Raw genomic sequence first — 14,029 nt, 5'->3', positions numbered from 1 at the left:
AGATCTCTTATGAATTTAACGTATATTGCGACGGCAGCCATGGGGCTGGAATCTCTTGTTGCCCATGAGGTGAGAGACCTCGGCTTTGAAGATGTAAAAGTGGAAAACGGAAAGGTGATCTTCAAGGGGGATGAATCCGCCCTTTGCAGATCCAATCTCTGGCTGAGAACGGCCGACCGCGTAAAGCTTTTGGTTGGTGAGTTTAAAGCAGAAACGTTTGATGAATTGTTTGAACAGACGAAGGCGCTTCCCTGGTCGGATTTTATCCCGGAGAACGGCGAATTTCCGGTGATCGGCAAATCGGTAAAGTCCAAATTATTCAGTGTGTCTGATTGTCAAGCGATCGTAAAAAAAGCGGTCGTGGATCAAATGAAGAATGCCTATCAGAGAGAAACCTGGTTTCCGGAAGATGGTGCCCTTTACCGGATCGAAGTCGCTCTGTTAAAGGACGTTGCTACACTGACGATTGATACGAGCGGCACCGGACTGCACAAACGGGGATATCGGGCACTTCACAGTGAAGCACCGTTGAAGGAAACGATGGCTTCGGCCCTGATTAAATTAACCAACTGGACCCCGGATAAACCGTTTGTAGACCCGTTTTGTGGTTCCGGAACCATTCCTATTGAAGCTGCCATGATTGGCCAGAACGTTGCACCGGGTCTGAACCGGGAATTTGCATCCGAAGAATGGTCCTGGATTGATAAAAAGGTTTGGTACCGGGCTGTTGAAGAAGCAAATGATCTGGCGAAATATGATACCCCCCTTGATATCCAGGGTTCAGACATTGACCACAAGATGATTGAGCTTTCCATTAATAATGCAGAGGAAGCGGGTTTCGGCGAATTTATCACGTTCAAGCAGATGCAGGTGCGGGACTTTACCACAAGGAAAGAATACGGGTATGTCATTTCCAATCCGCCATATGGTGAGCGGATCGGTGAAAAGGAAGAAGTGAAACAGCTTTACCGTGACATGGGAAATGCATTCCGTTCGCTTGAAACGTGGTCGGTTTATGTTATCACCTCCAATGAACATTTTGAGCAGCTTTACGGAAAACCTGCTACCAAGAAGCGAAAGCTGTACAACGGCCATATCAAAACCGATTACTACCAGTATTTTGGCAAGAGACCGCCAAGAAGCTAAAGCGTAGCAAGGGTTTTATGTAGTTTGGTTAATGTAATATTTAAAAAGTAATTTGGTGACCACATTATTTTTCTAAATCATTTTAGGAAAAGGATGTGGTCTTTTTTGTTGCAGAATACTGATACTTATCACCACACACGATTACAATGTACAAAACCGGCTCTGAAATGACATATGTTCCTTTACGAACACTTTCTAATGCCGCAAAAGCTGACTTACACGTATCTTTTCACTACAACGCATCAGCTGGAAAATGGCGTGATGGTGTAGGTGGTATTCAGACATTGGCTGGTTATTGCAGCAAAGGTTCAAACACAACTCATCAAAGTTACTGGCCTACGTGATCGTGGCATTAAAGACGGAGGATGGTTGTATTTAAACCATACAAAATGTCCTCTGGTCCTTGTAGAGTGTGGATTCATGGATATTAAAGCCGAAGCAGTACTGATGTTTAAAGAATCTCACAAAAAACTGTGCTGAAGCTGTTTTGAAAGGGATTTGTGAGCATTTTGGTGTGAAGTACGTTGCTGAAAAGAAAGAACATTCTAAACCTGCACCTAAACCAGCTAAAAAGCCAGCAACTAAACCTTCTACATCTACTGGTGCAAAGTTTAAAGTAGTTGCAGACGGTAAGCAAGTTGGAGTATTTAACGTTAAAGAGAACGCTGTAATGATGCTTAAAGAAGCAAATGAAGTAAGAATTACAAACAAATAAATAGATACATAATTAATAACCCATTCGACTTAGGAATGGGTCAGATTGTATAAAACGCCTTTTTACGAGGAGGGCTTGTTTCATTAAACGCTTCTTTTTTACACTAGATATATATAGGAATAATAAGCCTTAAAACAACGGATACTTTGATTGGAAAGGTGTGAGAAGTGTGCATTTTTTTTATGGTCAAGATTCGTTGTCAATTATTCAATGGATATTAAGAGCCGTTATTTCTTTTTTCTTTTTATTGCTAACAACAAAAATCATGGGTCAACGTTCGATATCTCAGTTAAGATTGCTTGATTTTATCATGGCTATATCTATTGGTAACATCATTGCCCATCCTTTGTCAGACCAACACCTTAGCATGAAAGGAGCAATGGTCACCATAAGCGCACTAGTCATTTTATATCTAATCTTAATAGTCTTAAGTCTTAAATGGTCACCATTCACAAAGTTTATTGATCCTCCCCCGTTTACACTTATAAAGGATGGAGCCATTTATTATAAAGGACTACGTAAAGCCCGAATTCCACTTGATATCTTACTTTCTGAATTAAGAAAAAAACAGATAGAGGATCCTCAAAAAGTTGCATTAGCTTTATGGGAACCTGACGGGACTATTTCCTTTTTTTTAAAAGCCGAATATAATGCAATAACCCCTAAGGATTTAAATATAAACATACCATCCTTCAAACATCCCATAACCCTCATCAAGGACGGACAGGTTGATATGAATCATCTAAAGAAAATTGGCAAAGATGAGGATTGGTTAAAAAAACAAATTAAAACAGAATATAGTGTAGAACTCAGCCAAATATTATTAGCTACTATAGATACTAATAACCAACTAACCGTATTTTTATATTACTAAATGATCTGGACCGCCAAGAAGCTAAAGACGGGATGTCATGAAGAATCCGTAATTGGTCCATACTGTTACAGAGGTGATGGAAATGGACCAGAAAGCGGTTTATATTCTTCAGCTGAAGCATGCGTATGAGAATATCAAGTCAATATCGGAACAGCATGGGGAGCCTTATGGTCAGGCATTAATCGAAGCTGATGATGCACTGAAACAAGCGCTATATTTCGAATTTGGCATTTGTGGAGAACACGGTGTATCGGCCTACATGGAACGATTGCATTAATACACAAGGAGAAAACAGTCCAAGCCGGGCTGTTTTTTTGCTGTAGAAGGATTTTTTTATTTTCCGGCGAATAGTAAGCATGGTATGGTTAGTCTACTTAGATATAGAGAGGAAGAAAAGAATGTCAAAAATCTTGCAAACAGTGGAGAAGGAATTTTTAGAGTATGTAAAAAAGATGACGCATTTGAATGAGGCGGTAGGCCTGATGTATTGGGATCTTCGTACAGGAGCTCCCAAAAAGGGTGTCAGCCAGCGTTCAGAAGTCATTGGCACACTATCCGCTGATGTGTTTTCCATGTCCACTTCAGAACAAATGAAATCATACATAGATGAATTATCTCAAGAGCAGGTGTACAGCTCGTTGTCTGATGTAACCAAAAAGACACTTGAGGAAGTCAAAAAAGAATATGAACGAAATGCGAAAATTCCTCCTGAAGAATTCAAAGAGTACGTGATCTTGCAGTCGAAGGCGGAAAGTGTATGGGAAGAAGCAAGAGAACAGTCTGATTTCGCCATGTTCCAGCCTTATCTGGAGAAGCTTGTGGATTTCAACAAACGCTTTATCGGATATTGGGGATATGAGGGCAACAAATACAATACCCTTTTGGATATGTATGAGCCGGGTGTAACCGTTGATATCATTGATGCCACATTCTCCAAGCTGCGTGACCGTATTGTTCCCCTTCTGCAAAAAATTACAGAAGCCGGAAAGCCGGAAGCTTCATTCCTTTTTGAGCAATTTCCAAAAGAAAAGCAAAAGGAATTCAGCCTTCAGGTATTAAAGGAGATGGGCTATGATTTTCGAGCTGGCCGTCTGGATGAAACGGTTCATCCATTTGCGATCGGGCTAAATCCTGGTGACGTGCGTGTAACGACCCGTTATGTAGAAAATGATTTCAGGACAGCTGTGTTTGGAACCATTCATGAGGGCGGACATGCTCTATATGAACAAAACCTTTCAGAAGAACTGGTTGGTACACCGCTCTCTACGGGCACATCTATGGGAATTCACGAGTCACAGTCCCTGTTTTGGGAAAATTTCGTTGGCCGGGACCGTGGCTTCTGGAAGCACCATTATGCTTCTCTCAAAAAATATGCCGGCACGCAGTTTGATCAAGTGGACCTTGATACCTTTTATAAAGCCATTAATATTGTGGAACCTTCTTTCATTCGTATCGAAGCGGACGAGATGACATATGCGCTTCATATCATTGTCCGTTATGAAATTGAAAAGGGATTGTTCAATGATGAAATTGAAGTGAGGGATCTGCCACGCATCTGGAATGAGAAAATGCAGGAGTACTTAGGGATTACACCGGAGAATGACAGCCAGGGTGTGCTTCAGGATGTTCACTGGTCCGGAGGAAGCTTTGGGTATTTTCCATCCTACGCTCTCGGTTACATTTATGCAGCCCAATTGAAACAGGCTTTGGTGCAGGACCTTCCTGAATTTGACGAGTTGCTCGAAAAAGGAGAACTGAAGCCAATTCAGAAATGGTTGAGCCGAAATATTCATCAATATGGAAAAATGAAGAAGCCGATGGAAATTCTTCAAGACGTAACAGGTGAAGGATTGAATCCAGATTATTTGATCCGTTACTTTGAGGAAAAATATTCTTCCATTTATTCACTTTAATCGTTCCCAGAAAGCCGGAATCCCGACGGAGCTTGGAAGCTTTCGGTTGATTTTCTCTACCGAAAAGGCCCAACCCATCATGGGACGGCTTTTTTATGTGTTTGAAAAGTCGAATTTCAGTCGATATATAAGATATAAAATGAAATTTTTTATATTTAAGGGGGAGAAGAGAATGCGGTTTGAAAATCCAACCAATGAAGAAATCAGGGATATCTTAAAAAACAAAAAAAGGATCGCTGTCGTGGGGCTGTCTGACAATCCCATGAAAACCTCCTATATGGTCAGCTCCGTTATGAGGGATGCCGGTTATGAAATCATCCCTGTCAATCCCGCCGTGGATGAAGTGTTCGGGATTGAGGCTGTGAAAACCTTGCAGGACATTGAAGGCCATGTGGATATTGTAAACGTATTTCGCCGAAGTGAGTATTTACCCGAAGTGGCAAAGGATACCGTAGCGATTGGAGCGGATGTTTTTTGGGCACAGCTCGGTCTTGCCAATGACGAAGCATATGATTATCTGAAAGAACACAATGTGATTTCCATCATGGATAAATGCATCAAAGTAGAGTATGCCAGGCTAGCCAGATAGGTCTTAACCACCCGTTATGAAGGGGTGGTTTTTTATATAAGTTCAAAAGGTTTTTGCACGATTGAAGCAGAAAAGATAAAATAGAAAGCGGTGTACGTATTTTTTGATTTCTGGAATAGAAACAAATGTTCTGGTATGATTAGTTTATTGTATGTTTTTGAAGGGAGAAAGTGTTTTGGCTAGTAAACCACATTTAGATTACAACGATGACGCCATTCAGGTATTAGAAGGCCTGGAAGCGGTCCGAAAGCGACCCGGGATGTATATCGGGAGCACAGACAGCCGCGGGCTGCATCATCTCGTTTATGAAATCGTAGATAATGCCGTCGATGAAGCACTTGCTGGGCACGGCAACAATATATACGTCACGATACATAAAGATAACAGTATATGTGTTCGGGACGAAGGACGTGGCATGCCAACGGGGATGCATAAGATGGGAAAACCAACGCCGGAAGTCATCCTGACTGTGCTTCATGCGGGAGGGAAATTTGGTCAGGGAGGCTATAAAACATCCGGCGGACTGCACGGTGTTGGAGCATCCGTCGTTAACGCGCTGTCTGAATGGCTTGAGGTGACGATTCACAGAAACGGAACCATTTATCAACAACGTTTTGAGTTTGGCGGAAAGCCGGTAACTACACTTGAAGAAATAGGTACTACCAGGAAAACGGGTACCATCATCCACTTTAAGCCGGATCCGGCCATTTTCAGTACGACCAACTACAATTATGAAACGTTAAGTGAGCGCCTGAGAGAAGCAGCTTTCCTTTTAAAAGGGGTAAAAATTGAGCTCAGTGACAAACGAAGCGGCGAGAGTGAAAGCTTTCAGTATGATACAGGCTTAGAAGCGTTTGTTGGCTACTTGAACGAAGATAAAGATGTTCTTCATCCGGTGGTCAGTTTTGAAGGTGACCAAAATGATATCGAGGTCGACTTTGCGTTTCAATTTAATGACGGATATGCAGAAAATGTCCTCTCTTTTGTAAATAACGTCCGGACAAAGGATGGCGGAACACATGAGTCCGGAGCAAAGACGGCCATCACCCGGATCATGAACGATTACGCAAGAAAAGTTTCTCTTTTAAAGGAGCGAGATAAAAACCTGGACGGTTCAGACATTCGTGAAGGATTAACCGCCATTGTTTCTGTACGGATCCCGGAGGAGAAACTTCAGTTTGAAGGACAGACGAAAAGCAAGCTTGGAAGCAGTGATGCACGCTCGAGTGTAGACAGTGTGGTTTCAGGCCATCTTTCCTATTTTCTCGAGGAAAATCCGCAAACGGCTGATATGCTGATCCGAAAGGCTGTAAAAGCTGCTCAGGCGCGCGAAGCGGCCCGTAAGGCAAGAGAAGATGCGCGTAACGGCAAAAAAAATAAGCGGAAGGAAACGATGCTTAGCGGAAAGCTTACACCGGCTACCTCCAGAAATCCGGCTAAAAATGAGCTCTATCTCGTAGAGGGTGACTCTGCCGGAGGATCGGCCAAGCAAGGACGAGACCGCCGGTTTCAGGCGATTCTACCGCTTCGTGGTAAAGTCATCAACACGGAGAAAGCAAAGCTAGCCGACATTTTCAAAAATGAAGAAATCAATACAATTATCCATGCTTTAGGTGCTGGTGTAGGGTCTGATTTTACCGAAAAAGACTTGAATTACGAAAAGGTCATCATCATGACGGATGCGGATACGGACGGAGCCCATATTCAGGTGCTGCTTCTGACGTTCTTCTACCGCTACATGAAGCCGCTCATTGAAAACGGGCGTGTGTATATCGCTCTTCCGCCCCTGTACAAAGTCAGCAAGGGAAGCGGAAAGAAAGAGATCATCGAATATGCATGGGATGATGATGAGCTGAAAGAAGCCCAAAAGAAGGTGGGTAAAGGCTATATCATCCAGCGGTATAAGGGTCTTGGCGAGATGAACGCCGATCAGCTGTGGGAAACTACGATGGATCCGGAAACCAGAACATTGATCAGGGTGAAAATCGATGATGCGGCCCGTGCAGAAAAGCGGGTGTCGGTTCTGATGGGAGATAAAGTAGAGCCCCGCAGAAAATGGATCGAAGAGCATGTCGAATTTGGTTTAAATGAGGATACCAACATTCTTGATAACGAAAACTTATCAGATCAGTATCCTGAGGAGGTTTAGATTTTGTCAGTATTAGAACGTTTTATGGATCTTCCGCTCGAAGAGGTGATCGGTGACCGCTTTGGGCGTTACAGTAAATATATCATTCAGGACCGAGCCCTTCCTGATGCAAGGGATGGATTGAAGCCGGTACAGCGACGTATTTTATACGCGATGTTCCAAGAAGGAAATACAGCTGAAAAACCGTACCGAAAATCAGCAAAAACCGTCGGAAACGTCATCGGCAACTACCATCCGCACGGTGATTCGTCTGTTTATGAAGCGATGGTACGGATGAGCCAGGACTGGAAAGTAAGAAATGTGCTGATTCAAATGCACGGAAACAACGGAAGTGTTGACGGAGACCCTGCGGCAGCCATGCGGTATACCGAGGCGCGCTTGTCCTCCATTGCTTCAGAACTGCTTCGTGATATTGAAAAGAACACGGTGGAATTTGCGCCGAACTTTGATGATACGATTGAAGAGCCGGTCGTTTTGCCAGCTAGATATCCGAACCTTTTGGTCAATGGTTCTACAGGAATCTCAGCAGGTTATGCCACCGATATTCCTCCCCATCACCTGGGAGAGGTAATCGATGCGGTTACGATGCAGATTGAAAACCCGGATGTTACGCTTGATGAATTGATGACCGTCATAAAAGGGCCTGATTTTCCAACTGGCGGAATTGTCCAGGGCAAGGAAGGAATTCGCAAAGCCTTTGAAACAGGAAAAGGCCGTGTCATCGTGCGCGCGAAAACAGAGATCGAGGAAATTAAAGGCGGACGGCAACAGATCAGGATTACGGAAATTCCATATGAGATCAATAAAGCGAATCTCGTCAAACGGATTGATGAACTTCGCCTCGACAAGAAGGTGGAAGGCATTGCTGAAGTGAGGGACGAAACCGACCGAACCGGAATGAGGATCGTTATTGAACTAAAGAAAGAAGCGCATGCTGAGGGTGTGCTGGCGTATCTTTTCAAAAATACAGATCTTCAGGTTTCCTATAACTACAACATGGTGGCGATTCATAATAAGACGCCGAAGCTGATGGGCCTCAAGCACATCATTTCAGCTTATGTCGACCATCAAAAGGAAGTTGTGACGAAACGCTCACAATATGATCTCAACAAAGCCAATGAGCGGCAGCATGTGGTGGAAGGGCTGATTAAAGCTATTTCCATTCTGGACGAAGTGATCCGGATTATCCGCGGTTCCAAAGATAAAAGAGATGCAAAAAACAATTTGATTCAGCAGTATGACTTCACGGAGGCGCAATCAGAAGCCATCGTGACCTTGCAATTGTACAGATTGACCAATACCGATGTGACGACCCTTGAAAAAGAAGCAAAAGAGCTTGAAAAGAAAATCGCTTATTTGACGGGTATTTTGAAAAGTGAGAAGAAACTGTTCAACGTTATAAAAAAAGAGATGGAAGAAATCAAAAAGAAGTACGCTGATGAACGCCGGACAGTCATTGAAGATGAAATCGAAGAGATTAAAATTAATATGGAAGTGATGATTCCATCTGAAGATGTGATGGTTACTGTAACAAAAGACGGCTATTCCAAGCGTTCTTCTCTTCGTTCTTATTCCGCTTCCAACGGTGAGGCGCCTGGCATGAAAGATACAGACCGTCTGCTTTTGGCCGAACAATTAAACACAACGGATACGTTGTTGATGTTCACCAACAAAGGAAATTACATTTATATGCCGGTTTATGAACTTCATGAAGCCCGATGGAAAGACATGGGCCAGCATTTGGCGAACATGGTCGGGTTTGACCGGGATGAACAATTGATCAAGATTATGCCGATTAAAGAATTTACAGATAATCAGTACCTCATCTTTTTCACAAAACAAGGAATGGCCAAAAAGACAGAACTCTCTTCCTACAAAGCACAACGCTATAACAAAATGCTGATGGCCATGAAGGTAAAGGGAGAGGATGAAGTGGTCGATGTTCAGCTGACGAGTGGAAATGATGATATTTTTATCGCTACTCACTATGGATATGGGTTATGGTTCGGTGAGAACGAAATTAATGTAGTGGGACAGCGTGCAGCAGGTGTGAAAGGCATTAATCTGAAAGATGGAGATTTCGTTGTCAGCGGCAAATCGTTGCAGGATAAAGAAAAGGCATCACTCGTATTGATTACACACCGCGGGGCAGTCAAGAAAATGAAGATTACGGAATTTGATAGAACAACGAGAGCGAAAAGAGGCCTCGTCATGCTGAGGGAGCTTAAGAGCAATCCGCACCGCGTGGTTGATGTGGAACTTTCAGAAAACGATGCCGTATTGGACGTAAAAACGAAGAATGGAAGTATGGTAACAGTGGAGACCGGAAAGTTAAAGAACGCAGACCGGTATAATAACGGATCCTATCTTGTGGACATCAGCGACTCTGGAGAAGTGGTTGAAGTCTGGAGGAAGATTGTGATTGAAGAAAACAAAGAGTAGCGCTTTGCTGCTCTTTATTTCTTTTACAACCAATTGTTTACCATCATTATATTATGTTAACTAACAACTAGAAAAGGTGAATAATGAAAGGCAATACACATTTAATGGGAGGATTGGCCGCGGCGGCATTGGCCAATCAATGGATCGAAGGACCAACTTTATTGGATCATCAGCTCGTTTATTATGGTGCAGGAATTTTGGGGAGCCTACTTCCTGATCTCTGCCACCCCAATTCATGGGCGGGACGGAAAACAAAACTGGTTTCAAAACTAGTAAGCAAGACCTTTGGACACCGGACCATAACGCACAGCTGGATTTTTATTATGGCTGTCATCTGGGTGTCAAATCTGCTTGAGACAAGTTACAGTACGGATATAAAATATGGATTATTGGCAGGTGTAATCAGCCATCTCATATTAGATGCCTGCACGACCAGGGGAATTCAGTTTTTATATCCGATACATATTCGATTTCGTTCACCCATCTACACGAAAACAGGGTCCTCTGCAGAGACGGCGATCTCAGGAATCTTGATGATCGCAGCATGTGCATTGCTGGCCAAAGAGCATATTTTTCATACTTAAAAAAACAGCCAATGGCTGTTTTTTTAGTTTTTTATTTTAACTATTGGCCCGCTGTCTTCTGTACTTGAATTGCTGCCATTGAAAACGGATAAAGCAGCCGATGCAAAACCCAAGAATGGCAATAAATGCGGCGGCAAATACCATAGCTGTGAATACATAGACGGCTGTCTGCCATTTCAGCAGGTAAGAAACACAGGCAAGAAAGAGACAAAGAACGGCAATTTTTTGATTAAACTGTTGTTGGTCCCAGTCTTCTGGAATATAAGAAGAAAGGGGTTTGGTTAAGAAACGTTTACCTAACTGCATGATCGGGTTATAACGAAATAAAAGTCCGGACAATCCTGCAGCAAGTGGAAGGAGCAGCAACCAATAGGCTCCGGTGATCCAGACAGATGCCACCGACAAAACGATAAACCATTGATTGAGCTTTACTAAGGGTCTGGGAATGGAAATAGGATGTTCTCGCATATATAAATCCGACCTTTCGCATAGGAATATAATTAGTATATAGTAACAAGGAGAAAGTGTGAAGTAAAGCAGATAATCTGAAAATTTTTCGAAATATATGAATAATTAAACCGAAGAACGTCTATTATGTATATAAGGAGGCGCATAATGAAAAGATTCGTAGATTTTATATGGGATGGACTCACATTACAGCACATGAATTGTAACCGTTTTATGATGTTTTATGTAGTTCATTATGTTCTTTTATTTTTATTTTCCATAACGCTGTTTATCTTATCACTCGGCGTGCTTCTGTTATATAAAACCTTTCATATAGCTCCACCTTTTGGCATTTGGGCAGGAATACTGGTTTCAGCCATGTCTATGTGCTGTTTTCCAATTATTGGGACGGCAGCCGTGAAACGATTATCAAAGGTTTCACACGTCTGAAAGGTACAAGCCGCACTGGACACAAAATTTATAACTCCTTATTCTATAGATAGACTTATATAAAATAAGGAGCGAAATAATGGGAAAACAAACAGGGACCAACATCTACATACGCCCTTTTACAGGGGATGATTCGGAAGCACTGCTTGACTTGGAACAAAGGAACAAACACTTTTTTGAAAAGTTTTCAATGGCACGTTCGGATGAATTTTATACACTCGATTACCAGCAATACCGAATCAACGAATTTGAGCAGTGCCAGAAGAATGATGCGGGATATGACTTTGGAATCTTTTTACAAGATGGAAAACTGATCGGTACGATTAGTTTATTTCATATTATGCGTGGTTCACTGCAGAGCGCTTTCATCGGCTATTTTCTCGACAAGGAACAAAACGGCAAGGGATATACAACGGAAGCCGTTAAGCTCATTTCGACTTACGCGTTTAATGAAGTGAATCTGCACAGAATTGAAGCGGGAGTCATGCCCCATAACATCGGATCGATTCGTGTGCTGGAGAAAGCGGGATTTCATAAAGAAGGATTGGCCGTGAAAAATGTAAAAATCAATGGCAAATGGGAAGATCACCAAGTGCTGGCCCTTATTAATCCAAATGACGAGTAAAAACCTTTCCTTTACGGAAGGGCTTTTTTGACATAAAAAATGGATGTGAAGGCAAGGATAAAATGGACAGCGAACATGAAAGGAGGAGTACTTATGGAAAAAAGAGAGTACAAAGCAGGAGACCAGGTATTTGTGATATATCGCAATCCCCACACGCCAAACGTGGCGAATATCACAGAGGCTGAAATAGTCCGGCATCCCGAGAACGAACAGCAATTGGCTTTATTTCTGCATGAGTCATATCATCTATTGGCAGAGGATGACGCAGTTTATGATACATATGAGCAAGCCGAGGAGAAATATAAAGAAATCTTTGATTATGATCAGTATCAGTAAAAGGATGTGTCCTCATTGAAGAATAAACCTTTTGTTCCTCAGCTTGTATATATTGAACCAAGAGCATTGGAGTATCCGCTCGGTGTAACCCTTAAAAAGAAATTTGAAGATATGGGCCTTGAGATTCGAGAAACAACGTCCCATAACCAGGTCCGAAACATCCCGGGTGACACCGATTTTCAGAAATACCGGAATGCAAAATCCACGCTTGTGATAGGTGTGAGAAAAACGCTTAAATTTGACTCCTCCAAGCCATCCGCAGAATACGCCATCCCATTTGCAACCGGCTGCATGGGACATTGCCATTATTGTTATTTGCAGACGACCATGGGAAGCAAGCCGTATATCCGTACTTATGTCAATGTGGAGGAAATATTGGATCAGGCACAGCAGTACATGGAAGAACGGGCCCCGCTAATTACCCGGTTTGAAGCTTCTTGTACTTCGGACATCGTGGGTATTGACCATTTAACTCATACGTTAAAGCACGCGATTGAGTATTTTGGCCAGTCAGAGCTGGGCAGATTGCGTTTTGTCACCAAGTTTCATCATGTCGATCATCTGTTGGACGCGAAACACAACGGGCGTACACGGTTTCGGTTCAGTGTTAATGCCGATTATGTGATTAAATATTTTGAACCGGGAACCTCACCGCTTGATCTGCGGATTGATGCCGCAAGAAAAGTGGCAGAGGCCGGCTACCCGCTTGGTTTTATTGTTGCGCCCATCTATATCCATGAAGGCTGGCAGGAGGGCTATCGCGAGTTGTTTGAAAAACTCGATGCCGCCCTTCCACAAAGCGCAAGAGACGACATCACGTTCGAATTGATTCAGCACCGTTTCACGAAACCCGCCAAACGCGTCATTGAAAAAAATTATCCGAAGACAAAGCTTGAAATGAATGAGGAAGAGCGGCGGTATAAATGGGGAAGGTATGGAATCGGAAAATACATTTACAGCAAAGAGGAAGAGCATGCATTGCGTGAAAGTCTGGAATCCGATATTGACACCTATTTTCCGAACGCAAAGATTGAATATTTTACATGAATACCAGCCAGGCCCTGTTAACGGGGTACTGGTTTTTGTATTTTTGCAAGGAAGAAAAGGGGGACACGTCGAAATAAAAGCTGGAAGACCATGACACCCGATGTATTCATTATTTTTGGGAAGTGAGTGAGACAATTGAGTGGAACAAATGAAATGAAAGAACTTCTTCTGAATGAACTGGAACTGATCGTCAGAACCTCCTCAAACCTGATCGAAAAGATTTCCCCCAACCATCTGGACTACAGGCCCCGTGAAAATATGCGTTCCTTGCATGAAGTGGTGCTGCATCTGGTTTCGGTTCCGTTCACCGATCTCCTGATCCTCCAGGAGAAACCTGAGGAAGACATTCGGGAACTTGAAGCAAGCCTGTCCAAGGAACATGATCCGGCGCAGTGGACGGGATTCATGAAAGAAGGACTGACTGAGGTCAGGCGCTATATGGAAAGCCTTGAAGAGGATGATTTTTTGCGTAAAGAAACAAAGGCCTTCTACTTGGATCATGGGACGGCTCAGGCGAAATGGCTGATTGAAATTGTGACCCATGCCCAGCACCACCGCGCCCAGCTGTTTAACTACATGAAAGAACAGGGTTATGACATCAATATGTTTGATTTATATTAAAAGCCTGTTCCTGAGAGCCTCTGCATCATTGCAGGGGCTTTTTGCTGTGGGTACATAACTTTTATCTTATTCAATTAATAGATAACAAAAT

The 14,029-nt window shown here is 42.9% G+C and carries 16 protein-coding genes; 15 read left to right on the top strand and 1 reads right to left on the bottom strand.

Features of this window, described 5'->3' with window-relative positions:
- The first annotated feature begins 9 nt into the window (after positions 1 to 9).
- The 10 genes from QNH15_RS13980 (at position 10) to QNH15_RS13940 (ending at position 10,412) form a co-directional block, all read left to right on the top strand.
- Positions 10 to 1,146, top strand: coding sequence for a THUMP domain-containing class I SAM-dependent RNA methyltransferase (locus QNH15_RS13980; RefSeq protein ID WP_283889013.1), 1,137 nt, complete (start codon positions 10 to 12; stop codon positions 1,144 to 1,146).
- 270 nt (positions 1,147 to 1,416) lie between these two features.
- The gene (locus QNH15_RS26210; protein WP_430667094.1) at positions 1,417 to 1,626 is read left to right on the top strand and encodes an N-acetylmuramoyl-L-alanine amidase; all 210 of its coding nucleotides are present in this window, start codon (positions 1,417 to 1,419) and stop codon (positions 1,624 to 1,626) included.
- 34 nt (positions 1,627 to 1,660) lie between these two features.
- Positions 1,661 to 1,861, top strand: coding sequence for a hypothetical protein (locus QNH15_RS13975; protein WP_283889012.1), 201 nt, complete (start codon positions 1,661 to 1,663; stop codon positions 1,859 to 1,861).
- 169 nt (positions 1,862 to 2,030) lie between these two features.
- Positions 2,031 to 2,735: a DUF421 domain-containing protein gene (locus QNH15_RS13970; protein ID WP_283889011.1), complete on the top strand. Its 705-nt coding sequence runs from the start codon at positions 2,031 to 2,033 to the stop codon at positions 2,733 to 2,735.
- Positions 2,736 to 2,817: 82 nt separating this feature from the next.
- The gene (locus QNH15_RS13965; RefSeq protein ID WP_283889010.1) at positions 2,818 to 3,012 is read left to right on the top strand and encodes a hypothetical protein; all 195 of its coding nucleotides are present in this window, start codon (positions 2,818 to 2,820) and stop codon (positions 3,010 to 3,012) included.
- Between the two features lie 121 nt (positions 3,013 to 3,133).
- Complete coding sequence (locus QNH15_RS13960) at positions 3,134 to 4,648, top strand: carboxypeptidase M32 (RefSeq protein WP_283889009.1); 1,515 nt, start codon at positions 3,134 to 3,136, stop codon at positions 4,646 to 4,648.
- Positions 4,649 to 4,820: 172 nt separating this feature from the next.
- On the top strand, positions 4,821 to 5,237 hold the full coding sequence (locus QNH15_RS13955; protein WP_283889008.1) for a CoA-binding protein: 417 nt from the start codon (positions 4,821 to 4,823) through the stop codon (positions 5,235 to 5,237).
- Between the two features lie 175 nt (positions 5,238 to 5,412).
- Complete coding sequence (gene parE, locus QNH15_RS13950; RefSeq protein ID WP_283889007.1) at positions 5,413 to 7,386, top strand: DNA topoisomerase IV subunit B; 1,974 nt, start codon at positions 5,413 to 5,415, stop codon at positions 7,384 to 7,386.
- Between the two features lie 3 nt (positions 7,387 to 7,389).
- The gene (gene parC, locus QNH15_RS13945; RefSeq protein WP_283889006.1) at positions 7,390 to 9,828 is read left to right on the top strand and encodes a DNA topoisomerase IV subunit A; all 2,439 of its coding nucleotides are present in this window, start codon (positions 7,390 to 7,392) and stop codon (positions 9,826 to 9,828) included.
- Between the two features lie 83 nt (positions 9,829 to 9,911).
- The gene (locus QNH15_RS13940; RefSeq protein WP_283889005.1) at positions 9,912 to 10,412 is read left to right on the top strand and encodes a metal-dependent hydrolase; all 501 of its coding nucleotides are present in this window, start codon (positions 9,912 to 9,914) and stop codon (positions 10,410 to 10,412) included.
- A gap of 36 nt (positions 10,413 to 10,448) precedes the next feature.
- Here QNH15_RS13940 and QNH15_RS13935 read toward each other — a convergent pair whose 3' ends face one another.
- Positions 10,449 to 10,880 carry a DUF4395 domain-containing protein gene (locus QNH15_RS13935; protein ID WP_283889004.1) on the bottom strand — a complete coding sequence of 144 codons (432 nt, stop codon included), beginning with the start codon at positions 10,878 to 10,880 and terminating at the stop codon, positions 10,449 to 10,451.
- Between the two features lie 147 nt (positions 10,881 to 11,027).
- Here QNH15_RS13935 and QNH15_RS13930 point away from each other — a divergent pair, with 147 nt between their 5' ends.
- The 5 genes from QNH15_RS13930 to QNH15_RS13910 all read left to right on the top strand — a co-directional run bounded on the left by QNH15_RS13930 (position 11,028) and on the right by QNH15_RS13910 (position 13,938).
- Positions 11,028 to 11,309, top strand: a complete 282-nt coding sequence (locus QNH15_RS13930; protein ID WP_061970486.1) for a hypothetical protein — start codon at positions 11,028 to 11,030, stop codon at positions 11,307 to 11,309.
- Positions 11,310 to 11,388: 79 nt separating this feature from the next.
- Positions 11,389 to 11,934 (top strand): GNAT family N-acetyltransferase, encoded by a 546-nt coding sequence (locus QNH15_RS13925; RefSeq protein WP_283889003.1) that lies wholly within the window; start codon positions 11,389 to 11,391, stop codon positions 11,932 to 11,934.
- Between the two features lie 93 nt (positions 11,935 to 12,027).
- Positions 12,028 to 12,270, top strand: a complete 243-nt coding sequence (locus tag QNH15_RS13920; RefSeq protein WP_061970480.1) for a transcriptional regulator SplA domain-containing protein — start codon at positions 12,028 to 12,030, stop codon at positions 12,268 to 12,270.
- 15 nt (positions 12,271 to 12,285) lie between these two features.
- Entirely contained in the window at positions 12,286 to 13,317 is a 1,032-nt protein-coding gene (gene splB / locus QNH15_RS13915) for a spore photoproduct lyase (protein ID WP_283889002.1), read from the top strand.
- A gap of 135 nt (positions 13,318 to 13,452) precedes the next feature.
- Positions 13,453 to 13,938 (top strand): DinB family protein, encoded by a 486-nt coding sequence (locus QNH15_RS13910; protein WP_283889001.1) that lies wholly within the window; start codon positions 13,453 to 13,455, stop codon positions 13,936 to 13,938.
- Positions 13,939 to 14,029 lie beyond the last annotated feature (91 nt).

This window comes from Fictibacillus enclensis, assembly GCF_030123385.1.
GTDB lineage: Bacteria > Bacillota > Bacilli > Bacillales > Fictibacillaceae > Fictibacillus_C > Fictibacillus_C enclensis.
The sequence above is the reverse complement of the archived record's forward strand: the minus strand, read 5'-3'. Positions and strand labels throughout refer to the sequence as shown.